24 protein-coding genes are annotated in these 24,793 nt (G+C 56.6%); 8 read left to right on the top strand and 16 right to left on the bottom strand.

The window, feature by feature from the left end:
• Positions 1 to 606, bottom strand: coding sequence for an undecaprenyl phosphate transporter UptA (locus MJA45_RS05115; RefSeq protein ID WP_315606211.1), 606 nt, complete (start codon positions 604 to 606; stop codon positions 1 to 3).
• 202 nt (positions 607 to 808) lie between these two features.
• Positions 809 to 1,774 (bottom strand): aldolase catalytic domain-containing protein, encoded by a 966-nt coding sequence (locus MJA45_RS05110; protein ID WP_315606210.1) that lies wholly within the window; start codon positions 1,772 to 1,774, stop codon positions 809 to 811.
• A 166-nt stretch (positions 1,775 to 1,940) separates the two neighbouring features.
• On the opposite strand from MJA45_RS05110, the gene MJA45_RS05105 reads away from it, so the two are divergent.
• Positions 1,941 to 2,390, top strand: coding sequence for a cupredoxin domain-containing protein (locus MJA45_RS05105; RefSeq protein ID WP_315606209.1), 450 nt, complete (start codon positions 1,941 to 1,943; stop codon positions 2,388 to 2,390).
• 85 nt (positions 2,391 to 2,475) lie between these two features.
• Positions 2,476 to 2,796 (top strand): dehydrogenase, encoded by a 321-nt coding sequence (locus MJA45_RS05100; protein WP_315606208.1) that lies wholly within the window; start codon positions 2,476 to 2,478, stop codon positions 2,794 to 2,796.
• Positions 2,797 to 2,808: 12 nt separating this feature from the next.
• Here the strand turns inward: MJA45_RS05100 and MJA45_RS05095 are convergent, their stop codons facing one another.
• From MJA45_RS05095 to map, 3 genes are all read right to left on the bottom strand, one after another.
• A complete protein-coding gene (locus MJA45_RS05095; protein WP_315606207.1) occupies positions 2,809 to 5,067 on the bottom strand; it encodes an ATP-binding protein in 2,259 nt (752 codons plus the stop codon).
• Positions 5,068 to 5,351: 284 nt separating this feature from the next.
• Positions 5,352 to 5,738: a VOC family protein gene (locus MJA45_RS05090; RefSeq protein ID WP_315606206.1), complete on the bottom strand. Its 387-nt coding sequence runs from the start codon at positions 5,736 to 5,738 to the stop codon at positions 5,352 to 5,354.
• A gap of 184 nt (positions 5,739 to 5,922) precedes the next feature.
• A complete protein-coding gene (gene map, locus MJA45_RS05085; protein ID WP_315606205.1) occupies positions 5,923 to 6,669 on the bottom strand; it encodes a type I methionyl aminopeptidase in 747 nt (248 codons plus the stop codon).
• Between the two features lie 285 nt (positions 6,670 to 6,954).
• On the opposite strand from map, the gene MJA45_RS05080 reads away from it, so the two are divergent.
• Positions 6,955 to 8,499 carry an NAD(P)H-hydrate dehydratase gene (locus MJA45_RS05080; RefSeq protein ID WP_315606204.1) on the top strand — a complete coding sequence of 515 codons (1,545 nt, stop codon included), beginning with the start codon at positions 6,955 to 6,957 and terminating at the stop codon, positions 8,497 to 8,499.
• 248 nt (positions 8,500 to 8,747) lie between these two features.
• Here the strand turns inward: MJA45_RS05080 and MJA45_RS05075 are convergent, their stop codons facing one another.
• Entirely contained in the window at positions 8,748 to 9,974 is a 1,227-nt protein-coding gene (locus MJA45_RS05075; protein WP_315606203.1) for a WG repeat-containing protein, read from the bottom strand.
• 91 nt (positions 9,975 to 10,065) lie between these two features.
• Between MJA45_RS05075 and MJA45_RS28610 the strand changes: the two genes are divergently transcribed.
• From MJA45_RS28610 to MJA45_RS05065, 3 genes are all read left to right on the top strand, one after another.
• Positions 10,066 to 10,263 (top strand): putative holin-like toxin, encoded by a 198-nt coding sequence (locus tag MJA45_RS28610; RefSeq protein ID WP_407083106.1) that lies wholly within the window; start codon positions 10,066 to 10,068, stop codon positions 10,261 to 10,263.
• 469 nt (positions 10,264 to 10,732) lie between these two features.
• Complete coding sequence (locus MJA45_RS05070; protein ID WP_315606202.1) at positions 10,733 to 12,250, top strand: LPXTG cell wall anchor domain-containing protein; 1,518 nt, start codon at positions 10,733 to 10,735, stop codon at positions 12,248 to 12,250.
• Between the two features lie 66 nt (positions 12,251 to 12,316).
• Positions 12,317 to 13,105, top strand: coding sequence for a class D sortase (locus tag MJA45_RS05065; RefSeq protein ID WP_315606201.1), 789 nt, complete (start codon positions 12,317 to 12,319; stop codon positions 13,103 to 13,105).
• Positions 13,106 to 13,315: 210 nt separating this feature from the next.
• On the opposite strand, the gene MJA45_RS05060 is transcribed toward MJA45_RS05065, so the two are convergent.
• Both MJA45_RS05060 and MJA45_RS05055 read right to left on the bottom strand, forming a co-directional pair.
• Positions 13,316 to 13,465 carry a hypothetical protein gene (locus MJA45_RS05060; protein ID WP_315606200.1) on the bottom strand — a complete coding sequence of 50 codons (150 nt, stop codon included), beginning with the start codon at positions 13,463 to 13,465 and terminating at the stop codon, positions 13,316 to 13,318.
• 308 nt (positions 13,466 to 13,773) lie between these two features.
• Complete coding sequence (locus MJA45_RS05055; RefSeq protein WP_315606199.1) at positions 13,774 to 14,082, bottom strand: hypothetical protein; 309 nt, start codon at positions 14,080 to 14,082, stop codon at positions 13,774 to 13,776.
• Positions 14,083 to 14,324: 242 nt separating this feature from the next.
• On the opposite strand from MJA45_RS05055, the gene MJA45_RS05050 reads away from it, so the two are divergent.
• A complete protein-coding gene (locus MJA45_RS05050; RefSeq protein ID WP_315606198.1) occupies positions 14,325 to 14,999 on the top strand; it encodes an SOS response-associated peptidase in 675 nt (224 codons plus the stop codon).
• 5 nt (positions 15,000 to 15,004) lie between these two features.
• Here MJA45_RS05050 and yyaC read toward each other — a convergent pair whose 3' ends face one another.
• From yyaC to MJA45_RS05030, 4 genes are all read right to left on the bottom strand, one after another.
• Positions 15,005 to 15,559, bottom strand: coding sequence for a spore protease YyaC (gene yyaC / locus MJA45_RS05045; RefSeq protein ID WP_315606197.1), 555 nt, complete (start codon positions 15,557 to 15,559; stop codon positions 15,005 to 15,007).
• Positions 15,560 to 15,670: 111 nt separating this feature from the next.
• On the bottom strand, positions 15,671 to 16,729 hold the full coding sequence (locus tag MJA45_RS05040) for an acyltransferase (RefSeq protein WP_315606196.1): 1,059 nt from the start codon (positions 16,727 to 16,729) through the stop codon (positions 15,671 to 15,673).
• Between the two features lie 105 nt (positions 16,730 to 16,834).
• Complete coding sequence (locus MJA45_RS05035) at positions 16,835 to 16,978, bottom strand: hypothetical protein (RefSeq protein ID WP_315606195.1); 144 nt, start codon at positions 16,976 to 16,978, stop codon at positions 16,835 to 16,837.
• Between the two features lie 168 nt (positions 16,979 to 17,146).
• Complete coding sequence (locus tag MJA45_RS05030) at positions 17,147 to 17,365, bottom strand: DUF1540 domain-containing protein (protein ID WP_315606194.1); 219 nt, start codon at positions 17,363 to 17,365, stop codon at positions 17,147 to 17,149.
• A gap of 217 nt (positions 17,366 to 17,582) precedes the next feature.
• On the opposite strand from MJA45_RS05030, the gene MJA45_RS05025 reads away from it, so the two are divergent.
• A complete protein-coding gene (locus MJA45_RS05025; protein ID WP_315606193.1) occupies positions 17,583 to 18,797 on the top strand; it encodes a right-handed parallel beta-helix repeat-containing protein in 1,215 nt (404 codons plus the stop codon).
• Between the two features lie 23 nt (positions 18,798 to 18,820).
• Here MJA45_RS05025 and MJA45_RS05020 read toward each other — a convergent pair whose 3' ends face one another.
• From MJA45_RS05020 to MJA45_RS05005, 4 genes are all read right to left on the bottom strand, one after another.
• On the bottom strand, positions 18,821 to 20,623 hold the full coding sequence (locus tag MJA45_RS05020; protein WP_315606192.1) for a sensor histidine kinase: 1,803 nt from the start codon (positions 20,621 to 20,623) through the stop codon (positions 18,821 to 18,823).
• Entirely contained in the window at positions 20,616 to 22,238 is a 1,623-nt protein-coding gene (locus MJA45_RS05015; RefSeq protein WP_315606191.1) for a response regulator, read from the bottom strand. The genes MJA45_RS05020 and MJA45_RS05015 overlap by 8 nt, the downstream gene beginning before the upstream one ends.
• Positions 22,239 to 22,473: 235 nt before the next feature.
• Positions 22,474 to 22,935, bottom strand: a complete 462-nt coding sequence (locus MJA45_RS05010; protein ID WP_315606190.1) for a hypothetical protein — start codon at positions 22,933 to 22,935, stop codon at positions 22,474 to 22,476.
• Positions 22,936 to 22,973: 38 nt separating this feature from the next.
• Positions 22,974 to 24,758: a glycoside hydrolase domain-containing protein gene (locus MJA45_RS05005; protein ID WP_315606189.1), complete on the bottom strand. Its 1,785-nt coding sequence runs from the start codon at positions 24,756 to 24,758 to the stop codon at positions 22,974 to 22,976.
• Between the last annotated feature and the right edge of the window lie 35 nt (positions 24,759 to 24,793).

The raw sequence follows: 24,793 nt of genomic DNA, 5'->3' as shown, positions 1-24,793 counted from the left end.
TCAACGCTTCCGGCGGTTCAGAAGGATCTTGATAATGAAATACAAGGCCGTAAGCCCGATAGCCGCTGCGAGAATGGGCTTCGTGTAGGGTCCCGCGATTTCGTCGATCTGCTCATAATTCTTCCCTAGGGAGCTAAGCTTCTCCCCGAGCCAAATAAACAGGATGGACCAGGGAATAATGGCAAGCGTCGTATAAAGGGTAAACTTGCTCAAGGGCATGCGCGCCATCCCCGCCGGGATGGAAATGGCATGGCGGACTACCGGAATGAACCGCGCCGTGAAGATGACGCCCGTCCCGTATTTGGTAAACCAGTTCTCGGCCGCGTCGATATGCTTCTTGTGGATCAGCAGGTATTTGCCGAACTTCTCCACAAACGGCCGGCCGCCGTAGCGCCCGATCCAGTAAACAAAAATCTGGGCGATAACGCCGCCGATCGTCCCGAAAATGACCGCTTCGACAAAATTGATTCTTCCCTCGCTGACTAGATAACCGGCATAGGCAAGTACAATTTCACTGGGGATGACTTCGATCATCAGCCCGAGCATGATGCCCCAATACCCCAGCCCGGTTAGAAACTCCAGAATGTTATGTATCCAATCTCCCATCTCCACCCTACTTTCTTCTAGTCTCCATCCTCTCTATTCTAGCATAAACCATCCCTCAAACGGAAAGAAAGAAAGCCCCCCTGCCATACGGCGGGGGAGCTTCCATACAATCAAGAGCAGGTGAGCCCGGCTGTGCGTTGCAGCCTGGGATCCGCTAAGAACGGGGACCGAAGAGAAGCGTCAGGCTCCGGAGCCCGAAGCTTTAGTCCGCCTTGCTTCCCGCCGCGGATACTTCCGGAGAGGTCAGCTTGTCGTAGAAGTCCACGAACTTGTCGCGGTCCTCGCTGTCGCGCAGGGCCATAGCCACACGCGGGTGCTCGTTCAGGTGACCGGCCACCATGTAAGGGATAATGTAACCCCACTCCCAGGTCTTGCGGATCTGGAGCATATGGCGCTCGATAATATCCAGAACGGGACGAAGCTCGTAATTCGTGTTCTTCAGAAGGCCAAGCAGAAGCTCCGTTGGGCAGTTGCCGGCCGCGCGGCCCATACCGTATACCGAGGAGTCCAGGTAGGTAACCCCGTGCTGGAGCCCCGTCAACGTATTGGCAAAGGCCAGCTGCATGTTGTTATGCGTATGAATGCCGAGCTTCTTGTTCGGGAGATGCTTCTTGAACTTCTCCACGAGGAATTCGATGTCCTTCGCATCCATGCTGCCGTACGAATCGACGACATACACGATGTCCACCGGGCTCTTGGCTATTTCTTCGAAGGCTTCTACCAGCTCGTGGTCGAGCACATGGGAGAGTGCCATGATGTTAAGGCTCGTTTCGTAGCCCTTGTCATGAAAGGTCTGCACGAGCTCCAGCCCCTTCTCCACGTCCTTGATGTAGCAGGCTACGCGAATCAGGTCCAGCATGGAATCCTCGCGGGGAAGGATGTCGTTCTCGTCCACCCGGCCGATATCGACCAGCGCCGAAAGCTTGGTGGCCGTCTTGTGCGGAATAACGTCCCTCAGGAAGTTCTCGTCAAGAAAACGCCATGGACCGGAATCCGCGCCTTTCAGCAGCTTGGGGGAGTTCTTATACCCGATTTCCATATATTCCACGCCGGCATCGCTTAAGCCCTGATACAGGTCTCTCACGAAATCTACGCTGAAATCCCAATTGTTAACCAGCCCGCCGTCGCGGATCGTACAGTCCAATATCTTGCAGTTGTCCTTGACCATGTCAAACTTCCTCCTCCGGTTCCTTTCGCACGTTGGTGCTTTTAAGCAGTAAAGAATATTCTTAGTTATATCACGCCGCAACTAAATTTGTCAATCATGAGCGGACAGGTTGCCGCATACCCATAAGTATCTGCAACCCAATTTCTTTCCCTGGGAGGGACAAGCCATGATCGTATCCTTCAAAATCAACCGGGCCAAGGTATTGTTGACCGCCGGCCTATGCGTCGCCGCTGCCGCCGCATTCCTCTACTTCCGGTACGAAACGAAATCCGCCGAAACGATGGCCCAAGCCGAAAACGCAAGGGTCATCCCGATGGTCACCGCCGAGCTGAAGGCCAAGGGCCCGGACGGCAAGGATGTGGAGGTGTACCGCTGGTCCCCCGACACGATCCCGGTTAAGAAGGGAGAAGCCGTCACCCTGTCCATCCGGGGCTTTAATGGGGACGACCACCACTTTGTCATCGAAGGCCTGGGCGTCAAGGGCCAGGTCAAAAAAGGAAAGGAAACGACCGTCTCCTTCACCGCCGAGAAAGAAGGCATCTACAAAATCGTGTGCCTCAACCACTCCGATGCGAGCCATGAAGGCCCGATGGTCGGGTATATCGTGGTTAACTGATCAGGCGATTCGCCGCTTCGGCAAGTGACCTCCGCTCCCTCCGCTGCATAGACATATACTAACAGAGGGGCAGGTGGCTTGTCACATGTATCAACCGGGCAAAGAAAAGCATGCGGACCCGAACAGCATTCCTTCCGCCCGCAAAATCCGCCGAGCTTGCAGCAAAGAGCTGTACCGCACGATCAAAAGGCTGAAGGTATGGATTCCTCCGGAGCAGGTGCTGCAGGCCGAAGAGCTCTATTACAAAAAAGTAATCCTGAATCTGCCTTATATCGTTGAGAACGGCAGCAACCGCAAGCTTCTCGCGGACTGGTTCGAGGAGAATGCGGCTTCCGACATCGCCAAGCTGTGGAACCTGGAGCCGGGAGCGGTAGCATCAGCCTTCCGGAATGCTTTTGGAGGCTGACGGTTGAGGCTCTTAGGGCTGGCTGACCGGCAGGGTAACGTCAATGCAGGTGCCCTTGCCGATCTCGCTGCGGATCAGCATATGGCCTTTATGATTGGAAATGATCTGCTGGCTGACCATAAGCCCGAGCCCGTTGCCGGATTCCTTGTTAGTAAAAAAGGGCTCTCCGAGACGATGGAGCTGATCGGCGGGAATGCCGCAGCCTTCGTCCACGATGCGAACCATTACCCGGTTCGCATCTATTTTTTTGAGGGAGATCTTCAGCTCTCCCCCTTCGTCCATGGCCTCCAACCCGTTCTTCACCAGGTTGACGAACACCTGCTTAAGCTGATTCTCCACACACTCCACCTCGGGAATCCCGCTCTCGAACTCGGTAACCAGCACGACGTTGGCCATGATGGCCTGAGGCTCCAGGAGAGCCACGATATCCCGGATAATCTGACCCAGATCCTTGCGGGAGAAGGACTGGACGTGGGGCTTCGAAAGCACCATAAATTCGCTTACGATGAAGTTAATCCGGTCAAGCTCCGAAAGCATGAGATCCAGATGGGCCGGCTTGCGGACCCCTCCCTCCTTCTGAAGCTGGACGAACCCCCGCAGCGTCGTCAGGGGGTTGCGGATCTCATGCGCGACTCCGGCGGCCAGCTGCCCGACGACGGAGAGCTTCTCCGAACGGCGCAGCATCTCCTCCGTCTGCTTGCGTCCGGTAATATCCCGGGAAATGGAAGCCACCGCCACCACCTCTCCGCGGCTTCCCCGGATGGGAGACACGGTGGTGCTCACATCAAAGCAGCTGCCGTTCTTCCGCCGGTGCACCGTTTCCACATCCGTCACCTGGCCACCTTCTTTGACCAGGTTGTAGATCCTCCCCGTTTCCGCGAGCCTGTCCTCCGGAATGAGCGGGAGCCGTTCTCCCCAGGCTTCGTTCGCGTCCCAGCCATACATCGTCTCGAAGGCTTGGTTCGTCAGGATCGTTCTTCCTTCCAGATCCACTACCTGAATGGAGTCCGACGTATTGGTGATGAACGATTCCAGGTACTGCTTCGTGGAATTGAGCTCCTCCACCGTCTCTTTAAGCCGGGCCGTCGAAGCCTCGAGATTGTCCGACATGACATTCACCCGGTCGGCCAGCAGACTGAACTCATCGGTCCCCCGTATGGTGACGGGGGGACCGAAGTCACCCGCCGCGATACGATTGACCTTCTCCAGAATGCGGTCCAAGGGACGAATGAAATAATCGGCAAACAAATAGCTCGTGGCCACAATAATGGCGAGCAAGAGAAGGGAAATGAAGATGTGCTTGACCAGCTGCTCCTTAAGCACCCCGTAAACGGCCGCCGCATCCGTGACGATTCCGATGACATACGGTTTGCTGCCGGGAATGGGAATGAAGCTCTTGATGACCCTTCGGCCGTCGGACAGATTCCCTTCGGTCATCAAGGACCGCCCATCCTCATGGACCCGGCGGATTTCCGCTTCGTCCCTTGCATCCGGAAGCTGGTAGGTCCCGAACCGGATCGGCTTCCTCGCCTCCGGCGTCAGCTTCGTGCCATCGGACAGGGGGTAAGTCGAATCCCTGCCGAAATAAACCGGATTGAACCCGGTCATTTCAAAAAACATCGGATTCTCCTTCAGAAGCTTATTCACCAGCGTATCCGGTCCGGTAACCCGGATAAATTCTTCCAGAAAATTCCCTTTCAGAAAAGGGCTTACAATATAATCCCTCGATCCGTCGTTATAATACCCCCATTTGTTAATATGAACGGGATCCGTCGTGGAAATCTCCAGGGGGCCGGACCAGAAATTCACCAGCTTCTGTCCTTGGGGAACGGTGACGGTGTGGCTGGCCAAAAGCTGGTCCAACGCCGTGTACCAGTAGCCCAGCTCTTTGACCCCTTTGTTAACGGCTTTGGGATCGGACGATTTTACCACGACAATATCATCGTTTACTCTCTGAAGCAAAGAAATATGGGAAACCTCCAGCTTGGCACTGAGCTTAACCAGCTCTTCGTCGGTCACCTGACGGATATCGGGATCGAGCTCACCCTGCGCCGAAATGGCGGCGAGTCTCAGCTTCCCCCCCAGCTGTTCCTGTAAATAAGCGGATGCCTGGTCCGATTGTTCGACGACGACAGCGATTTCCTGGGCGACCATCCGGACCTGTCCCTCCAGGTCCCTTTTCAGGGTATCCCGCGAGGTATAGTAGTACAGAACGATATTGGCCGACAGGATAATCGAGAGAATGACGGAAATATACAAAGACAATTTCATTTTAATCGACAAAAAAAGCCCTCCCGTCAAACACAATGGTGCCGTCCTGGGATAATATTCTACATTTTTCCACAAAATCCTCTACAAGTCAGGGAATTGCCGAAAACCGGGAAGCCAAAAAAGGCCCCCTTCCGGCCGTAAAGCCAGAAGAGAGCCTATGAGGGAACGATTCACCGCCAAACGGAAAAGATCAGGGAAAATCGGGCGGTCGGCCGAAACCTTCGGATTCGAAAGCCTGTCCGGTTGAAGAACCCGGCTGCCCGGATAGCGCTTTCGTTACTGCGTTAGGCTTGCTTCGGTTGAAAGAATTCCAGGCGTTCCCCGTCGGGACCATAGAAGAAGGCGATCTGAACGCCGCCCAGAATGGTCTTCGGCTTCTCGTCGATCAACTTCACCCCAAGCCCTCTGAGACGCTCCACTTCCGCTTCGATGTTGCTTACCGTAAAGGCCAGATGGTCGACCTTGCCGGCGGCCGGGATGTCATCGCTGCCGCGCCCCACGAGCTCCACCTGAATGTGATCCGTATCCGGATAGGACAGGAAGGAAAGCTCCACCCCGTTGTCCAGCTTCTCCCGGCCGACAAGCTCCAGGTTCAGAATCTCCGTATAGAATCGAATGGAAGCGTCCATGTCCTTCACCATAATGCCGACATGCTCTAGTTTATGTATCATGGCTTCTACCTGCTTTCTTAATGGGAATGGTATGAATAACGCCGGCCGCTAGGCAAGCGCTCCGGTCCTCCCCGTCCGGCTGCAGGACAGCCGGACGGGTCGAGAAACCGGGAGCTCCCGCCTTCGGAACGCCTTGCCGGATAAGAATTTCCGAAGCCGGCGGAGATCCTGGGAGTCTTCCTCCTTACAGCTTCGTTAAGATCAACGGGCCGTCCTTCGTAATGGCCAGTGTATGCTCGTACTGGGCGGACAAGCTGCCGTCCACGGTACGGGCGGTCCAGCCGTCCGCATCGACCTTCGCCTCGTAGCGTCCGATGTTCAGCATCGGCTCAATGGTGAGTACCATGCCTTCCTTCAGCCGGGGGCCCTTTCCGGCGGGTCCGTAGTGGGGCACCTCCGGAGCCTCATGCATCTCCGAGCCGATGCCGTGGCCGATAAACTGCCGTACGACCGAATAGCCGCGTCCTTCGGCGAAGGTCTGGATCGCATTCGAGATGTCTCCGATCCGGTTGCCGATCACGGCCTTCTCAATCCCCCGGTAGAGGGACTCCTCGGTCGTTTCGAGAAGCGCCTGGGCTTCCGGGGAAACCGTTCCGACCGGATAGGACCACGCGGAATCGGCGAGCCAGCCGTCGAGGTTGACCACCATGTCGATGGTCACGATATCGCCTTCCTTCAGCGGCTCCTTCTTAGGAAAGCCATGGCAGATGACGTCGTTGACGGAGGCGCAGGTGGCGTACTCGTAGCCGTGGTAGCCCTTCTGTTCGGGCACCGCGCCGTGTTCCTCCAGGTACTTCTCGACGAACTGGTCGATCTCCCAGGTCGTCACGCCGGGCTTGATTCTCTTCTTGATTTCCTGATGACAGGAGGCCAGCAGACGGCCGGCCGCTCTCATCTTCTCTATTTCTTCGGGGGTCTTGATTATGATCACGCTAACATCCTCCTGCTGGTCGGTTTTCCTTAGTATATGACGGCACCAAGCAAAGGAGCCTTGGCTGCCGCCTTTCCCCCGGTCCGGGCCGTTTCTCGCTTCAAGCGCGTGATACGGGCACCCTTCACGGCCCAACGGATCGCTGCAGCGGCGGGAAAGTAGTGCCGGGGGCTTTTTTTCGCTATACTTGATTCTATCATTCCCCTATGGATCTGTAAAAACCCCCGCACCTTAAGCGGGCTTGAACCTTTGAACCCAATTCCACCAAAAAGGAGATGTCCGCTCATGTATATCGTAACCTCGGAGGAAATGCGCAGGCTGGACCGCCATACGATCGAGACGATCGGGCTTCCCGCGCTTGTGCTCATGGAAAACGCGGGAAGGGAAATCGCGCGGGAAGCGCTTGAGCTTGCCCGGGAACGGGAAGCCGCCGGGCACCGGCTGCGCAAGCGCTGGCTCATCCTGGCCGGCAAGGGCAACAACGGCGGGGACGGCCTCGTTGCGGCGCGTCACCTGCTCGAGGCCGGCGTCCTGGCCGAGGTCGTCTACGCGGAGCCGCCGGAGGCGCTCGCCGGGGAAGCGGCCGTGCAGCGCGACATCGCCGCCCGTCTCGGGATCCCTTCGTTCGTCTACGGGACGATGGAGATCCCTTGGGACGGCTATGACGGCGCCATCGACGCGCTCCTCGGCACCGGCGCCAAAGGCGCGCCGCGCGGCCCCTATGCGGCGCTCATCCGCGAGGCGAACGGCGCCGGCGTGCCGGTCGTCGCCGCGGACGTGCCGAGCGGCCTCGACGCCGATACCGGCGCCGTGCACGAGCCGTGCCTCCGCGCGGAACGCACGGTCGCCCTCGCTTTCCTGAAGCGGGGGCTCGTGCAGTTCCCCGGCGCGGAAGCGGCGGGCTCGGTGGCCGTCCGGCCGATCGGCATCCCGGCCGCGCTCGCAGAGGAGCACGGCGTGCGGGTGCAGCTCGTGACGGAGGCCGTGCTCGCGGGGCTCGGCCTCGACGTGAGCCGCAAGCGGAGCGCCGACTCGCACAAGGGCAGCTACGGCCACGCGCTCATCGCGGCCGGCACGCAGCGCATGAGCGGCGCCGGGCTGCTCTGCGCGAAGGCGGCGCTGCGTACGGGCTGCGGGCTCGCGACTTGGGCCGTGCCCGCGAGCCTCGCGCCGCATCTGCTCGGGCGTCTGCCCGAGGCGATGCTCGCCGGCATCGCGGACGCGGGCCACGGCGACTGGACGCACGTGGCCGCGGGCGCGATTACGGCGCTCGCCGCCGAGCGGGATGCGCTCGCGATCGGGCCCGGCATGGGCCGCTACGCCGAGGACGACCAGTGGCTGCGCGAGATCTGGGAAGGCGCCGATTGCCCGCTGCTGCTCGATGCCGATGCCCTCAACATGCTGGCGGAGGCGTCCGACTTCGCCTCGTGGCCCCGCCGGGAGGCCGGTACCGTGCTCACGCCCCACCCCGGCGAGATGGCCCGGCTCGCCGGGACGACCACCGCCGAGGTGCAGAAGGACCGCATCGGCCACGCCAGCCGGTATGCCGCCGAACACGGCGTTACGCTCGTGCTGAAGGGAGCACGTACCGTCATCGCCGCACCGGACGGCCGCGTTTACCTTAACCCCACCGGCAATGCGGCCATGGCTAAGGGCGGCTCCGGCGACGTATTATCCGGCGTCATCGTAAGCCTGCTTGCCCAAGGGCTGTCCGACGTGCAGGCCGCCTGCTTCGGGGTGTACCTGCACGGACTAGCGGGGGACCGGGCCGCGGCTTCCCGTCTCACGGACTCCTCTCTTCTGCCGGGCGATCTGGTGGAACATTTGTAGAATTGGCATCGTAAGCAAAACGGCTTCCTACCAAAGAACCTTTCTCCAGCTGGATTCCTGCTTGGAGAAAGGTTCTTTTGGGCATGGGCGCTTGTTCCTTTAGGCTGCCTGGTGTCTTATCCGTGAGTGTTGCTCGGCTTCCTATTGGTTTTCGTGCGCATCGGATGTTTTCTCCGCCAACAAAGTTACCGGATAAGGCACTGGTTCCGTCTTCCGAACTCAACAGCTGGACCAGGCCGCCTGCAGGCTTAACTGGAGGGGCTCCCCTCCAGCTTGGGACGAACCACCTTTCCTTCCCGGTCAATATACAGCGTATCCTGACCGCTGTCTGTTCCCGTATAAACCACCGCAAGCCCGTTACGGAAAGGAAAGGCCTCTTCATACTTGGCCTCGATCACCAGCTGCCCTTTCGGGTCGATATATCCCCATTTGCCGCCCTGCTTAACGGCAGCCAGTCCCTCGGAATATTCCCTGCCATCTTCCCAAACGACAGTCCCGGCGTTCTCTCCATTCGGATGGATATAGCGGAAGCCTTCCCCTTCCGAAACCCCCGCGAGGCCGCTTGAGAAGCCGGTCGCCCGGGTAAACCGCCGCTCCGTCAGAACCGTTCCCGACTTGTCGATATAGCTGTAGGTACGGTCCGGGTATTCGATTTTGGCTAAGCCTTCCTTGAAAGGATAGGCCTTGACGTAGTCCTTCTGCACGATGGCCAGGTTCCCCGACTTATCCAGAAAGCCTTCCCCGGGCACGTAAGCAAGCCCTTCCGAGAAATCTCCCGCCTGGGCATAGGAGGTTTGCAGCACCGTCTTTCCGCTCCGGTCGATATAATAATGCTCCGAGCCACTGTCGATTTTGGCCAGCCCGTCATGGAAGCCCCCGACACGGGCATCGGCCGGCAGCCGGCCGAGGTCAAGCACCGTCTGTCCTTCGTAGTCGAGGAAGACCTGCTTCGTTGCCTTCTTGACATAGACGAGCCCTTCCGAGATTTCGCCCGAGAAGTCAAAGCCCGAGGCAATGACCTTCCCTCCCGCGTTGATCAAAGCGGCCGGCTCCAGACCCGACCCCGGCACGGGATTGACCAGGGAAATTCCGTCCGTCGAAGGAAAGGACAGCCGGTACTTCGGCTCGGCCACCGTTTCTCCCTTTTGGTTCATGAGCCCCCACCAGCTGTCCGTTGTGCCGATCTCAAACAGTTCATCTCCCGTATAGGCAGCCGGCCGGCTGCCGCCGTAAGCGGATGGTCCGTTCGCTTCCCCTTCCTTAGCCGGTGCTGCCGGGGGAGCCTTCGGGCCGGCCACCCCTTCCGCCTGCATGGATGGTTCCGCTGCCGCCTGCACGGTGTCCGACATCGCCGCCGGGCGCACAAGCGGGGAAGCTCCGGAGCCGACCGACTGGCGGGTATCCGACGAGCAGCCCCACATGCCCAGCAGGGCAGCCGACAGCAAAGCGGCTCCGCCGCTCTTAGCTAGGTTCATCTCTTTCGCCTTCTTCCCTTTCAACCTGTACAAATTGTTTACCCTGCGTCCGCTCTGGTTAAACGGATAAGGCGGGAACAAATGCGAACGGATGTTCCTATTTCTCTGCTCGTGTGTTATAATTTGGACATGCACACAAGGGAATGGCGGCTCTGTCAGGGCGGTCGGCTCGCTCCCGTTCCCAGCAGAAGGGGGTGATGTGCTTATGGAAATGAAAGATGCTTTGACGCTGATGATTTCATTCGCGACCCTGATTGTGATGATTTTGGCTTTTCCCAAAAAAAAATAGACCGCCTGGAGCGTCCGCTCTGCGGTCTGACGTATGCAAGGGAAGCCCATTCGTTGAGCGCTCGCGCAGGTGTTCCCGGCATCTGCGCTTCGTGTCTGTCCAACGTTTTATGGCAAAATTTCATGTGAAACTAGGTCTATTGTATCAAAATTGGAGCAGACCCCCATGCCTAAAGCCGCAAAAAGCAGGCCGTTCCGCTCCATGAATTTTTTTCCATTCCGGCGTTTATAGTCGGAAAAATAAGGTTAATACACAGCAGAAACGTTCTTCTTTCCTATCCTTATCGGGCCTAAGGTCTTAATTTCGGTTACGGCGGTTAGGAAAGCCCATTCCCGAAATGAAAGGAGGAGTCCCGGTTGCCGCCCAGCCCAAAATGATCGTCCAATGCGCCGTCTGTACATAGGCCTGTCCGACCCGGTTCTAACGTCCGTTCTTTGCCAATAAAATAATAACAAAAACGAGGTGCTGCATGAAGAAAGCATACCAACGCCCTATGGTTGCCGTCCTGCTGGGCACTCTGCTGATGTCGAGCTTCGGCCTTGCGGCCAGCGCGGATGAGCAGCAGAATGGACAAGTTTCGCCCACCGTTACGGCAAGTACCTACGGATCGGATACCGTAACCGGCGACACGTACGGTCCGGGTTCCGGAAACCCCAATCAGGGAGGAACAGACGCGCCAACGCCTGGTCCTCAAGCCTGCACAAGCCCATCGGTCGACAAAACCTACGTAGGCCCTGCTGTCATCAGTTTAGCAGATAGTGCTGCCACCGGTAAAGCCAACGTGACCTTCACCGTGAAGCAAAATGCGTGCGTCAAGGTAACGGTCTCCAGCTACCGCTATCCGCTTAACGTAGTCGATAAAGTAACCGTGGCCGGCGCTCCTTACCAGGTTCAAATTCTTCATGCTTCCGTAACCGGCATCTATACGGGAGGCAGCAGCGCCCGGGGTACCACGTATACCGTACCCGTCGATTTGCCCGATTGGGGTCCCTATCAGGTGGACGGTTACATGGGAGACAAGATTACCCAGTTGTCCCTGGGAGGACATCCTCCGGAGCTCCTCTTCATTGCAAAGGTCAATAACGCCGTCGGGATCCCTACTACCGAGTTGATTAAAGCCTGCGATGGAGCGGCCTCCTACCCTTTGAACTTTACCTTGAAAAACAAGCTGGATGTGGAGTTGGATTACCGGTGGGAGTTCCAAGGAACGGATATCAAAGGCTCGGCAGTCCTGGGTCCTTTTGAATCGATTCCGCTGACAGGAACGTTAACACCGCCCGGCAAGCTGATCGTTTACGCCCACGGCCAGGAAACCGCCTCCTTTGCTTTTGATTCCGGCACCTGCCCGCCGGCGGCATCTCCGACGCCTACGCCGACGCCGACGCCAACCCCTACACCTACGACTACGCCTGCGAATACGCCAACTCCTACACCTACGACCACACCTGCGAATACGCCGACTCCTACACCTACGACTACACCTGCGAATACGCCGACTCCTACACCTACGACTACACCTGCGAATACGCCGACTCCTACACCTACGACTACACCTTCGAATACGCCGACTCCTGCACCTACGACTACACCTGCGAATACGCCTAGCCCGGTGCCCGTTATCACTCCGAGTCCGACAGGCGGAGGGACGGCATCGACCGGGACCACTCCTTCACCAAGTCCCGATACGGCTTTGCCGAGCCCAAGTCCTGGTCCGTCGACCGTTCCGGGTATCGTCATAGGCCCGATCAGCAGCCAGCCTCCCGCTTCCGACAATAATAACGAGTTGACCCCGGATAAACCGGATCAGACGCTTGCGGAAGGCACCCAAGGGAACGTATCCGAGGAAACGCTGCTTGATGAGCCTTCCGCTTCACCCGTCGACAGGCTGCCCCAGACGGGCGAATCCCGGCCCCTTGGCCTCTATGCGGCCGGCCTAAGCCTGATCGCAGCCGGCGTTCTCCTCTTGAGACGCCGAAGCAGCAAGTAAACCGGGAAAGAGGAGCCGCGGCTCCTCTTTCTTTTTTTAACCTCTAGTCATGAGAAAGGAGCCGCCATGCGCAAAGCAGCCGCTTTATTAGCCCTCTTGTTAGGAACGGTTCTGCTTCTCTATCCGACGGCCAACCGGATGTACGGCGAGTACCGCCAGAGTCTTCTGCTCGCCGAGGCGGAGCGGATGGCCGCCGGTGCGGAGGACGCAGCCGAATCCGAGCTCACCGCCCTGGAAGAAGCGGGGCTGGAATTGAACCGGCTGCTGGAAACGGAGGAGCCCGAAGCCGGGGAAGGCCCGATGCCGGAAGCCGCCAAGCCCAAGCCGGCCGTATCCTCTCCCTCTCCGGCCGCGAAATCCGCTCCCGCGGCAACAGCGAAGCCCGTTGCCCGGCCGGATGATCGGAAGGCCGAGACGCCGGTAAACCCGGCAAAACCGGCAAAACCAGCCCCAAGCAAAAGCCCGCCCTCGCCTCTTCTCGGAGTGATCGAGATCGATGGAATCGGACTGAAGCTTCCCGTCCTGGACGGCATCAGCTCTGCGAATCTGAAAATAACCGCCGCCCATATGCCGGGCACCGCCCTCCCCGGGGAGGTGGGCAACTGTGTGATAGCCGGCCACAACAGCTACACCTACGGCCGCTTGTTCAGCCGGCTTCACGAGCTCGAGGCGGGAGATACCGTCACGCTTGTCTACAAGGGAACCCCCTATGCCTACACCATCTATGAGAAAAAAACGGTAGCTCCCGACGATCTTACCGTTCTGAACCGCAGCAACCGGGACAAGGTGCTGACCTTGATTACCTGCACGGAGGACGGATCGGAGCGTACGGTGCTTCACGCCAAGCTGCCCTGATCCGCCGCTGCCGCCAACCAGGTTACCGGATAAGCTGCTAGGAGCGTCCCTCTTGTAGGGGCGCTCCTTTTTTGGCATTAAAAAAGAGAGGGCGCGTCCCCTCTCCTCTTCACGTTATGGTATTATCGGGAACCAATGGGAAGCAGGAAGCCGTAAGAAAAACAGAACTCCGGAAGGGAGGGCAACGGTGCGTCGATGGTCGGGACGGGGTTAAATGGCGGGTTGACGGGACTCTTTGGCTAAGGCCTCCCGTTCCTGGGCCTTCTGGATGCGGATGACGAGAAGCTGCAGCAGGTTGGCGCGCAGTTGTTTGTGTTTGCAGCGGCTCAGTTTCTTCATAATAAATCTTTCAATGGACATAAGAATCAACTCCTTATCAAGGGTTTCCTTTTGTCTATATTTTCCTTTATGAAGTCTGTATCTATTATATAAACAGGCCCCTTTCCCTTGAAACGGATTTTTTCCACAAATCCACATTTTCATGTGGATAGTTTCCCCTCTTCCTCTCACTTGTACACAGAACCCAGGTGCCATGCGGACTTTCCCTCCAAGCTTTCGGCAAATGAAAAAGCCTGCCCCTGTGTATAACCAGGACAGGCTTCTTATAAAGGGTCGGTCATGAGTGGGTTTCGCCTCCGACGCAATTGGTTTTAAGTTTTCGGGGGGATCTACAGACCGGCTACCCAGCAGCCCTCTACCGGAAGACCCTCTTCCTGCCGGAAGAACTTGCTGCGGATTTTTCTGGCCTGGTTCTCCATCCATTCCTCATAGGGATTGGTCACTTGGTGAGGCTCGGCCACTTGACGCTGGTCCTCCCATAGGCATTCCACCCCGGCTCCGCCGGCTTCTCCCTTGAACATTTTGCAGCCAGAACAAAAGTGGGCTTTATGTTCGGGATCCAGGGTCACCACACGGTTGCGGAGACAGCAGTAAACTTGGTTATCCTCATTGGCAATGTTGACATGGTTAATTAACACTAATCATCTCTCCTTTTTCTCTCTTTTATTTAAACAGGTCTTAATCAGTATAATCACTCACCGTTAAAATTATGATCGAATCTTGTAAAGAACAAATAAAAAGAATAGATTTGTCCATTCGACAGGACTCTCTCTTTCCGTAGGGCGGCGACAAAGGCATCGAAAGGCATGCCGTGGAGCCGGGAAGGCGGCCAAACACAGGACGGGGCTATGGTATGATGGTAGAAAAGGAGGCGGGGTTCATGTGCGGAAGATTTACGCTTATCGTAACGGTAGAGGAGCTGGTGGAGCGGTTCGGCCTCGAGGAGGCGCCGCTGTCTTATGTTCCGAGGTTCAATGCCGCACCGGGCCAGATGGTCCTGGCCATCGTGGCCAAAGGCGGAAAGCGCCATGGCGGGATGCTGAAATGGGGGTTGGTGCCTTCTTGGGCGAAGGACGAGAAGATCGGCTACAAGATGATCAACGCCAAGGCCGAAACGCTGACCGAGAAGCCTTCCTTCCGGACCGCCTTTGAGCGGAGGAGATGCATCATACCAGCGGATGGGTTCTACGAATGGAGAAGGCAGGACGCCGGCAAGCAGCCGATGCGGATTGTCCGAAAGGACCGGGAGCTTTTTGCCTTGGCCGGCCTCTACGACACGTGGACGGCTCCGGATGGCCGCCGCGTCGGCAGCTGCACGGTGGTGACGACGGAGCCGAACGAGCTGGTCCGGGACATCCATGACCGGATGCCGGTCATCCTGCGGCCGGAGGGCGAGGAGCTCTGGCTGGACCGGGACGTCACCGACCCGTCCCTCCTGCAGCCGCTCCTCGTTCCTTATCCGGCGGAAGCCATGAGCGCGTACCCGGTCGACCCGAAGGTGGGAAATGTGAAGAACGACACCGCGGACTGCGTGGAGCCTTATGCTTGGAGATAAGCGGGTCAGCGGTTGGAGGTGTCGGGGCCTTGTGAGCACGGCTCCTCCGCAGGCTTTATCCCCTCCGGATAAACGGACAGGACGGTGGCGGTGATCTCCCGGGCCATCGTCAGGACCCGGTAGAGGGAGGCCTGTCCCAGCACCTTATACGGATTCGCCGTATTCTCGGCCACAATGGCGAGCACGGTATAGTCTCCGACAGGAGGCAGAGGCTTTCCCATGGATTGCCCGGGATTCAGGGGACGGTCCGACGCTTGAAAGAATCCGACGGAGGCGCCGACGCCGCAGTCGACGGCGATAACGGGCCGGCCTGCCGGGATTTCCTTCAGCCGCTCCACGAGATTCGAGGAGTCACAGGGCCGGGCAAGCGTACCGATAACGTCCGGCCATCCCGCTTCTTCGAGTAAGGTTCCGGTAAGAGGGCCCAGCGAATCCCCGGTGGAACGGTCGGTTCCGACACAGACCAAGACGGGAAGCCGTTCCCCGGTTCTCTCCCGGATCATTTCCAGAAAACGGGGCAGCCGGGTGCCCGGAATGACGGATCGCATGGAAGCGGGCATGCCTGCATTCTCCTTTTAACCAATAGTCTCTACCTTGTCAATCCCGTTCGAAACGGGTCTTAAACCGTTAAAAAGCCCCTGCCTTGTCCGGCAGGAGCGTCGAAGAGCGGATTATCTTCCAAACAGCACCCAGGCTCCCTTCCATCGCTTAAGAAGGAGGGCGATGCCCCACGGCACGAAAAGGGACAGAAGGAATCCCACCCAGGTCGCGGCGTGATAGGCGAGGCTTCCGACCGGATAGACGAAGGCTGTCCGCCACCAGCTCAGCACCGCCGGGTGCATGAAATAGATCGCAAAGGACGCGGCCCCGATGGACGTCAAGGCGGAAGTCACCTTGGAGAATTTCAGCAGCTTCCGGCCGATCCACAGAAAGCTGAATGCGACACAAACGGCATAACCGTTAAACAGCAGCTCGTATATTGGCTGTCCAAAATTGATATGCTGGTTCGCTAGAACAAAGTACATCAGCAGCGAATACCCGATAAAGACCGTCAGCCCGAATACCCACCAAAGGTTCCTCTCCGCCTGCCTGATTTTCTCGTAATTCAGCCCCATATAGCCGCCTACGCAGAAAACAGCGATATAGTTAAACCAGAGCGACGCCCGGTGCTCGAACGGATGAACATAAAAGTGATAAAGGAAATAGCCGACCTGAACCGCAAGCCCTATGACAATGAGGTACCTCCCGATGACCGGACGCCAGCGCACCAGCGTCATCAAGACCGGGAAGAGCAGGTACAGCTGAACGATGATGATGATAAAATACAAATGGTAAGACGTGTCCGCCCATTGAAGCTTCTTCAGAAAATCCCAGCCGTCAAGCTTTACGTCGGCGAAAGAATAATGCACGATCCACTGGTTGTAGATATAGTAGAAAAACGACCAGATCAAGTAAGGAATGACCACGAACTTAATCCGCTTTCCATAGAAAGCCAGCGCCTCCCGGCCGCTCCATTTGTCGGAATACCGATAGAACAGCACGACACCGCTCAACAGCAGAAACAGAGGTACCGCAAAGTTGCTGAATTTGTTAAGCGCCAGGTAGAAAATCTGGGACCGGCTGCCCACAGGTATGTAATAAGAAGCTTCGGAGGTTCCGTGAATCATGAGCACCGCAAGGATGGCGATAGCCCGGACCAGATCCAGCTCCATGATTTTTGCTTTAGCCAAGATGTGTTCTCTCCCTTTGCCTGTCTTAAACGCTATCATTATACAGCAAAGGGCCCTTCAAACCAAACGGTTGTTGATTTATGTAAATTGCCTAGTTCTCTCCGATTATCCGGCCCGCTGCTGAAGAGGCGCTTCCACGATCTCCAACCCCCGGAAACAAGCGCTTAGTTGAACCAGCATGGCCTCCGCCAGTTCGCGGTCCATCGTTTCTCCCAGCTTTCTGCCTTTGTAGCTCAGTACATATTTCACCCTTCTCCCCTCCTTTCCAGTATTCGGCATTATAGAATTCGCGCAGGTTTCCGCTCTATAAGTCCGTCGCCTTATTATTTTTTTATATTTTTTTACAAGAAAAACAGATTCCATCTCGAATGGAATCTGTTTTTCTCCTGTTGTCCGCCTATTGCCTGGACAAAAGGATTAATGGCTGCGCTCTTCGAACGTGTGGCAGCAGGTGTCGGCTGTACCGGATGCATGATCCGTATGCCGGGTGTCATACTGCTCTCCGCCCTTGCTCTGCGGAAGGGACCGATCGGAGTGGCGATCCACCTCGATCATGATCACCTCGGCGCTGCAGTTGTTACCTTTTTCCCAATATTCACAGTTGTCAATGCTGCATTTCACTTGTGGATTGTTCATGCGGGATCACCTCCTGATCGTTATTACCCCCTCCTTTTCCCCCTTAAACAGCAAAAAGCCCCGATCGGGCTTCGGGGCTTTCCTCTATAACCGGAGACCTTGCGAGTAAACTGATTAAATTCTCCTCAGTAAAAACCGGAATTGCCCCATCGCAGCGGGATTTCAGCCGATGCTAGACTGAATGGTAACCTATCCGATGAAGGAGACAAGAACCTCTATGGACAAAATAGTGGTAACCGTAGGCATAGAAGCCGGCGATTTGACCGGTCGAGGGAATTTGGCCATTCAAGCAGCAATCGATTATGCCGCTCAGCTGGGAGGAGGAACGGTGCGGATCGGACCCGGAGTATTCCGCTTGGACAGCACTCTCCATCTCCGCTCTCGTGTAACGCTGGAAGGAACACCGGGTCAAACGATTCTGCTGCAGGGGGAGGAACGTTCATCGGAGCTTGCGGCCGATGCTGATCTGCACGAATCGCAAGTAACGGTGACCGACCCCGATCGGTTCGCGGTCGGTCAAACGGTAGCCATACGAAAAGCGTCCGTGAGTATGGGGTTTGGCGATACGGTTGCTGTCATCACCGGCAAGGACGGCTGCGTTTTATATCTTGATCGCGAGCTATACTCCACCGTTCTTGTCAGCAGCGGAGGGATCGTCACAACCCAGGCTTCCGTAATCAGCGGCATCGGCTGCGAGGACGTGCAAATCCGTCACTTGATCGTGGAAGGCAATCCCCAAAACCGGACGTTTGCGGAAGGCTGCCGGAACGGGGGCATTTATTTGTACGGGGCCCGCCAGGTGGAGATTGAGGACTGTTCCGTAAGAGACTTTAATGGAGACGGAATAAGCTATCAGCACTGCACCGATATTCACGTCGTCGATTGCGAATCTGTCCGCAACCAGGGCAAAGGGATTCACCCCGGGAGCGGCACCTCCGGCACGCATATCCGAAAAAGCCGTTTCCTGAAGAACGGCATGGACGGGATTTTCCTGTGCTGGAGAGTGCAGCACAGCGTCGTCGAACAATGCAAGGCGGCCGGTAACGGGATGAACGGTCTGTCCATCGGACATAAGGATACGCACAACGTGATTCGGCATAATGATTTTTCCGATAATGGATATTACGGTATCTTCTTCCGGAACGAGCCGGAGCCGTCGTCTGCGAGCTACAATCGAGTCGAAAACAATGTGCTGATGGATAACGGCTCCGAGAACATGGGGTTTGTAGCGATTCGCATTCGCGGCTGTACCCACGATGTGGAGCTGGTGTCGAACCGGATCGGCTTTACGAGAACCCCGCAGGAACGCACGATCGGCATCTGCCTGGAGGAACACACCTATCGTATTCAAATGAACGATAACGAATTTGTCCAATGCGGCATGCAGACGCACAGCCACTGGCTTCCGGAGCTGCCGGAGAAGCAGGCCTAGCCTAGCGTTCACCTGAGTCTCCTTCAGGTGTCAGGCTCAGGCGTATCTTCATTAAGAATCGGATGGGTCAGCTCGATCACGGTCCCGCTTACGACCGGGTCCAGAATGCGAAGACCGAAGCGTTCGCCGAAATAGATCATCAACCGTTCGTGGACGTTGCGCAGGCCGACCCCTTTTCTCTGATTCGGAGCCGCTTCCTGCGGCGAAAGCAGCGAGTCGCGAAGCTCCTCCGGAATGCCCGGTCCGTTGTCGATAATCTCAAACCGCAACAGGGATGGCTCCCGGTAGCCCTTGATGAAGATTTTGACTTCCTCCCGATCGCCGACAACCCGGGTTCCGTGCTTGATCGCATTCTCGACAAGAGGCTGGAGCAGCAGCCGCAAACAAGGAAGCCGCATAATTTCCTCGTCTACCATATGAACGAGGCGGATGGAAGCACTCTGGCGGGCATTCTGAATGTTCACATACGCCTTAACATGCTCGATCTCCCGCTCTACCGTCGACAACTCACGCCCGTCGTTCAGGCTGAGCCGCAGCAAATTTCCGAGCGACCTCACCATCTCGCTAATATCGTCGGCTTTCCGGCTCTCCGCCTTCCAACGAATCGCTTCCAAGGTATTGTACAGAAAATGAGGATTGATTTGATGCGTCAGCACTTGGAACTCCAGCTCTTTCTTATTCTTGGCTTCTTTCTCGGCACTTTGCACGAGCTGTTCGATTCGCTTGGTCAAATGATCGAAGCCGCGGAAGAGCCACCCGATCTCATCCGCCCGTTTCATGTAGGGGACGCCGGTAAGAAATTCCCCGCGCTCCACTTTGCGCATCGCCTGAACGAGCTTCTGGATCGGATTGGTGAAATGGCTCGTCATGTAAGCGATCGTACAGACGGACAGCACCAAATAAAATAGTAGAAACAGCAGGCTGACGTGCTCGATCCCCGAAACCGGCCGAGTCAGAACAGATACCGGAAGCAAGCTGACGACCTTCCAGTCATCCAAGCCTAGCGTCGAATACGTCACCATATATTTGACGCCTTTGATCTCCACGGGATCCATGGACTCCGGCGTCTTGCGCAAATACGCGCTCAAATCCGGGGACTCTATGCGGGTCCCGATTAGCGACTGGTCCTGGTGATAAATGATCATGTCGTTCTCGTCGAGCAGCATGACCTGCTGTTGATCGAGCATTTTGACCGGCGCCAAATAGTCCCTCAGCGTACTGACCTTAATATCGGCCGCCACGTAGCCGAGCGGCTCCGACTTGTCCAGCCCGTACAGCTGCTTGATCTTGGACAGGATCGGCTCCTTATACAAGACGCTGTTGTCCTGCGGCAGGAACAGCTGCCAGAACGGGGACTTCATCTCGGTCGCCCGTCGGAACCATTCCTCCTTCTCCACATCGATGCCCTGATAGATGGCATCGGTAAACGAAGGGTAACGGGAAGGCTGGATCGGGAAAATCCGGATGGAATAGGCGTGAGAATTGGATCGGAGAATACTCGAATACTGGATGAGTTGAGAGGCAATTTGCATCTCGGCGAGCGTATTCTCCGGCTCGATGCTCAGCAAATGCTGCATTTCGGCCGAGTACATAGTCTCGTTCTGCGAAATATCCACAAGGTCCAAGTAGTTATCCAAATTTCTGGCGTTCTTGTCCATCATCTCCTTGGACACAACGGAGCTTACGTTCTGAATGGCTTTGACGGATTTGGAGTAAGCGAAATAACCGATAAAAAGAAAAGGCAGCACCACCACAAGAAAAAACAACAGGATGACCTGGTGACGGATCGAGAATCGATGGATAGGCGCCACGGTTTGCTTACTCATGCTGGTTCCCCTTGCTGTTTCGGTACTCTTGGGGAGTACAGCCGTACTTTTTCTTGAACAATTTGGAAAAATACACGGGATCCTGGTAGCCGATCCTATAACTGATCTGATACACCTTGTAATTCAGATCGGCGAGCAGCTCCGCCGCCTTGGTCATGCGAACATCCGTCAAATATTCAAGGAAGTTCATACCGGTTTCCTTCTTGAACAGCTTGCTCAGCCAAACCGGTGTGACGTGAACATGCTCCGCCACCATCTGAAGCGTTAAATTCTCGTTATAGCGCTGATTAATGACGCGCTTCGCCTCGTGCACGATCTGGCTTCTCGTGTCGAATTGCGCTTTCATGCTCGCGGCCGTCGTGAGCAGACGGATCGTCGCCTGCTTCTGCAGGGACTCCAGCGTATCGAAGCGCTCGAGGTGCTCCCAGAGCAGGATCGGATTCTTCTCCCACGACGTATCGTTCCACCCGGACCGGTGCGCGGTTCGAAACAGCTCCAGCAGCCATTCAAACGTCTTCTGCTGAAGATCGCGCGGATGTTGAACGTTCCACGATTTGACGAGCCGGGGGAAACCCTCCATCGTTTCTTGAATATCGTGCTCCGTGCCGTATTTCAGGATTTCCACCAGTTCCTTCGGGTTGTCGAGCCGAACTTCAAGGTTTATCTGCAGGTCATCTTCGAGCTCATCGGCGTCCGTACGGCCGTATACCTTGAGATAGACGAGCGAATCCAACGCTCTCCGGTACAGGTCGTGCAGGCGTGGAAGCGAACCGGTGGTGCTAGCCGCTCCCCAATTCAGCCGGATGCCGAGCTCTTCCCCGATCCGTAAGCATGCTTCCTTGGCCAACCGGTCGAGGATCCCCTCCATTCCTTCCCCATCTTCTACAAGGGCGACCCAGGCATCCTCTTTGGAGTGGAATAAAGCATACCGGTCCAGCTGCCATTCCTTAAACAGGAGATCGAGCTTCTCCCCCAACATGCCAAGCAGCGCATCCTTGTCCTCCGGGCCTTCTGCACCTGTAAGCGCCCTTAAACTATCGACTCCGAACATTATCAAGCGGAGTTCCCCAGGCAGCAGCCACTCCAGATTCAGCTGCTTTAGCTTATGGTGGACCCGTAAAACCTGATCTTCCCGGTACGGTTTCTCGATGAGGTTCCTCAAGAGCTCTTCCCTCATGCGCGGAATGGCCAGCTCATAGCCTTGCTGGATAAGGCTCCGGTTCTGTTCTTGGGCAACGTGTTCCCGGATCCTCTCCAGCGAGACGGCTACCGCCTTCTCGAGCTCATCTTTGCTGATCGGCTTAAGCAAATAATCCGAGACGCCCAGTTTGAACGCTTCCTTCGCGTAATGAAAATCATCGTATCCGCTGATGACGATGACTCCCCCTTCGAACCGGTCTTTAACGAGCTCCTCAAGCAGCTGCAGTCCGCTCATGCGCGGCATGCGAATATCGGTAATGATCAAATCCGGACGGTACCGGCGCGCAAGCTCCAGCGCCGTATCCCCGTCATCGGAGTCCAGCACCTCGTCGACTCCCCATTCCGCCCAAGGCAGCTGGGTGACCAGACCGCCGCGAATTTCTTTCTCATCATCAACAACCAGTACCCGGACCAAGATACCATCCCCCTGTCAGGACCATGATCTACACGACAGTATCGAATCGGATTTCTATAACTAACTCTCATTGTGCTTGTTGTTCGTCAGCCTTTGCTAGGTGCCAATCTTAAACTATCCCGGATATTTTTATCCTCCTTCTAGTTTCTTCCTACTTTTCTTCGACGCGAGCGATCCCCTACCTCCTGAAATGGAAAAAAAGCACCAGGCCGTTGGAGCGGCCTCGGTGCTTGGATCAAACAAACAATGGCTCAAGATGTTCCGTTACTTCGAGAACCCCGACGATCTCTTCATCGGAATTGCGGACCGGATAATAGACCGTCTCTCCTCCGTCCCGATCCCAGCGTGTCGGCCGCCCTGCGAACGCGCGCAGAATTTCCGGCCATAACGGCTGAATGTAGGTCCCTTCGCCAGGTAAGGCGCGGCCGGCTACCATAACTTCGCCGTGTGAGGGGTTTTCCGGCCTCTTGATCCAGAGGGCCGCATAAGGCTCCCGCTGCGGATCGATCCTTTCCGTCAAGAGCAGAACTCTTTTCAGAGCATTGAAGTTGTCTTCAACAAAATCGATCTCATCCGTGACGGCAAATCGGCCCTTGGCGCCGGCAACAAGGAGCGGATACTCCTTCCGTTCGGGGGGCATGACGTTCTCCAGCATATCCCCCGGGAGAAACAGGACGCCCAGCCTGGCGATTTCCATTAAACTATAGCGCGGTCGGTTCATGCGCATCTCGCCCCCTATCCCAGTAGGCCCCACAGGGCTTGCTTCAAGTCGTTGAACGTTTCCGGCGGCTGATCCCGATGCAGGGTGGCGCTCGGCGCCTCACTCAGCATGCCGTCCAGCCAAAGATACGGAGGCCGATCCAGGAAGTCAGGTTTGTCCGACCACCACGAGCCGGGCTCGATCCCGAGCGCTTGACAAACGATCTCTCTAATGCGGTCCCGGCTGCCCTCCGGCTGACGGCGGATCCACTGTTCCATGCAGTCGACGACCTGCATCGCCCCCCTCATCGTCTTGAGTCGGATGGACGGAAGGGGCCCGAAAATTCCGAACAGCTCATCTCCCGGATAAAAAAGCGCGGCCTGGCCGTCCGATTCCGGCGTGACGTGCCAATTGTCGCCCCAAAGCGTATTTTCCCAGAAGCAGAACCCGTCGACTCCTCGGGCTACGGCGGTGATCGGGGAAATGACGGTGCCGAGCAGCGGCTGTGCGATCGATTGCGTGCCGCCGTACGTCCACACTTCGTCTCCCGCCTTGCGCAGCGATTCCAAGCCTTCCGGGAACCAGGAGAACATTTGCTGATTGACGACCCACAGTTTGATGATGTCGGCGTATTTCTCGAAGTGGAGGCCGTAGCTCCAGCTCGCGTCCGTGCGGAAGATAACCTTCGCTCCGTCTTCCCTCTCCAGCACGTCCTTCGCGAGATCGTAGAAAATGTCGTTGACCTTCTCATCCCAGACGAAACGCGTTTCATCTCCGTCGTACGGGAACAGCTTATACCGTTTCTTATGGTTTAGGAACAGCTCGAACTTCGTGTCAAGCCAGCCCATCTCAGTAAAATGGCGATGGAACTCCTCCAGAATACCCGCAAACTCCGTCCGGTAGCCTTTCGTCCCGAACTTCACATAATCGGCCGGCCAATGAAAATTGAACGGAAGGTACATATAGGGCAGCGGGATGGCCCCTCTCTTCGTGTCCTTGAATGCGGACCCGTCGAGATAGGGACCGTAATGCTCGTCGAAGCTCGACCAGTCCTTCACCCGCATTTCTTTTCCTTTTCCCTCCAGCTCGGGAATGAACGTCGGAGGGATGTCACCGGAATGGGAGTACGGCAAGTAGTGGAAGAGGCAGCGATGCTCGTGGGCCATGCGGTAAAATTGCTTCTCCACCTCAAAATACGTTCCGTCTTCGTAGCGGTGCTCGTTATTTCTCAAGTAGCGCATCCGTCTGGACAGGTTGTCGGCGTAGCTGTTCAAATCCGCGATCAGGAACGACTCGTTCGGAACGACCGTCTCCAGCGCCTTCAAGCGAAAAGAGTGTGTGTCGGTCCCGGCCCCTGTCGTGACATGAAGGCGGCCTTCATAGTCGCCCGGCCTGATGCCTTCGGGGATGAACAGGTCCACCCAAACGGCGGCGTACGTTTGCCCTTCGATCGCATTAAGTCCCGTCACGGCTGCAAGCGTTAGCCTGCTCGACGGCCCCTCCTCGAGCGGTACGAGCGCATCGGGATAGTAGCGTTCTTGAATCTGGTGGAACCACTGCGAGTAGAACGAGAATTCCGCGGCCGGTATTTCCCCGTATTCCCCCTGTACGGCTTCGGCCCGAATGCGTACATCGCCGATGGAACCGCCGTCAAGCCTAAGAATGATTTGAAAGGAAACATAGGCGTTTCTTGGAGAAATCAAGGACAGCGAGTCCTGCTTGAGCCCCTCAAGCGAACGGACACGCGCCTCTTGCTCCAGCACTTCTCCGGTTTGCGGACAAATGCGGATCATATCGTGGATCAAGTAACAGTTGCTCATGGTCCGTCCCCTTCCGCTATTCATGTACAGGTATT

Source organism: Paenibacillus aurantius (genome assembly GCF_032268605.1).
Classification (GTDB): Bacteria; Bacillota; Bacilli; order Paenibacillales; family NBRC-103111; genus Paenibacillus_AO; species Paenibacillus_AO aurantius.
This window is presented reverse-complemented; position numbering and strand designations above follow the sequence as displayed.

What these genes read in the sequence shown, in the direction of transcription:
- MJA45_RS05050 (WP_315606198.1), top strand. Translation starts at nt 14,325, where the DNA reads ATGTGCGGAAGATTTACGCTTATCGTAACGGTAGAGGAGCTGGTGGAG.
- MJA45_RS05110 (WP_315606210.1), bottom strand. Translation starts at nt 1,774, where the DNA reads ATGGTCAAGGACAACTGCAAGATATTGGACTGTACGATCCGCGACGGC.
- MJA45_RS05030 (WP_315606194.1), bottom strand. Translation starts at nt 17,365, where the DNA reads ATGAACAATCCACAAGTGAAATGCAGCATTGACAACTGTGAATATTGG.
- MJA45_RS05080 (WP_315606204.1), top strand. Translation starts at nt 6,955, where the DNA reads ATGTATATCGTAACCTCGGAGGAAATGCGCAGGCTGGACCGCCATACG.
- yyaC (WP_315606197.1), bottom strand. Translation starts at nt 15,559, where the DNA reads ATGCCCGCTTCCATGCGATCCGTCATTCCGGGCACCCGGCTGCCCCGT.
- MJA45_RS28610 (WP_407083106.1), top strand. Translation starts at nt 10,066, where the DNA reads ATGTTCCTATTTCTCTGCTCGTGTGTTATAATTTGGACATGCACACAA.
- MJA45_RS05065 (WP_315606201.1), top strand. Translation starts at nt 12,317, where the DNA reads ATGCGCAAAGCAGCCGCTTTATTAGCCCTCTTGTTAGGAACGGTTCTG.
- MJA45_RS05075 (WP_315606203.1), bottom strand. Translation starts at nt 9,974, where the DNA reads ATGAACCTAGCTAAGAGCGGCGGAGCCGCTTTGCTGTCGGCTGCCCTG.
- MJA45_RS05025 (WP_315606193.1), top strand. Translation starts at nt 17,583, where the DNA reads ATGGACAAAATAGTGGTAACCGTAGGCATAGAAGCCGGCGATTTGACC.
- MJA45_RS05115 (WP_315606211.1), bottom strand. Translation starts at nt 606, where the DNA reads ATGGGAGATTGGATACATAACATTCTGGAGTTTCTAACCGGGCTGGGG.
- MJA45_RS05060 (WP_315606200.1), bottom strand. Translation starts at nt 13,465, where the DNA reads ATGTCCATTGAAAGATTTATTATGAAGAAACTGAGCCGCTGCAAACAC.
- MJA45_RS05010 (WP_315606190.1), bottom strand. Translation starts at nt 22,935, where the DNA reads ATGGAAATCGCCAGGCTGGGCGTCCTGTTTCTCCCGGGGGATATGCTG.
- MJA45_RS05070 (WP_315606202.1), top strand. Translation starts at nt 10,733, where the DNA reads ATGAAGAAAGCATACCAACGCCCTATGGTTGCCGTCCTGCTGGGCACT.
- MJA45_RS05090 (WP_315606206.1), bottom strand. Translation starts at nt 5,738, where the DNA reads ATGATACATAAACTAGAGCATGTCGGCATTATGGTGAAGGACATGGAC.
- MJA45_RS05005 (WP_315606189.1), bottom strand. Translation starts at nt 24,758, where the DNA reads ATGAGCAACTGTTACTTGATCCACGATATGATCCGCATTTGTCCGCAA.
- MJA45_RS05100 (WP_315606208.1), top strand. Translation starts at nt 2,476, where the DNA reads ATGTATCAACCGGGCAAAGAAAAGCATGCGGACCCGAACAGCATTCCT.
- MJA45_RS05105 (WP_315606209.1), top strand. Translation starts at nt 1,941, where the DNA reads ATGATCGTATCCTTCAAAATCAACCGGGCCAAGGTATTGTTGACCGCC.
- MJA45_RS05020 (WP_315606192.1), bottom strand. Translation starts at nt 20,623, where the DNA reads ATGAGTAAGCAAACCGTGGCGCCTATCCATCGATTCTCGATCCGTCAC.
- MJA45_RS05095 (WP_315606207.1), bottom strand. Translation starts at nt 5,067, where the DNA reads ATGAAATTGTCTTTGTATATTTCCGTCATTCTCTCGATTATCCTGTCG.